This window comes from Gilvimarinus sp. 1_MG-2023 (genome assembly GCF_030548285.1).
This window is the reverse complement of record NZ_JAUOSC010001369.1, coordinates 1-251: the sequence shown is the minus strand read 5'-3', so window position 1 is coordinate 251 and position 251 is coordinate 1. Positions and strand designations below refer to the sequence as shown.

Annotated in this window: 1 protein-coding gene; it reads right to left on the bottom strand. The window is 48.2% G+C overall.

The features are described from left to right. Window positions 1–52: 52 nt before the first annotated feature. Window positions 53–251 (bottom strand): 7-cyano-7-deazaguanine synthase (locus tag Q4563_RS21315; RefSeq protein WP_303605946.1); only part of this gene is annotated, 199 nt, incomplete at its 5' end.

Below are 251 nucleotides of genomic sequence, written 5' to 3'. Positions count from 1 at the left end.
GTGTAAAACGCTTCTTTTATACGGTACACCTTTGATGGGGTACTCTTGCTGCTCATGTTGCTGTGCCTGTTTCATAAGCCAGTGGATCAGTAACGCCATTTATCGCAAAAGCTTCCAGACGTTCGACGCAAGAGCCGCATTTGCCGCATGCTTTTTCCCGGCCGTTGTAGCATGTCCAGCTCTGGCCGTAATCCAAACCCATGGCCAGGCCATCTTTTAATATGCCAATTTTGTCGCTGTTGAGATAAGGA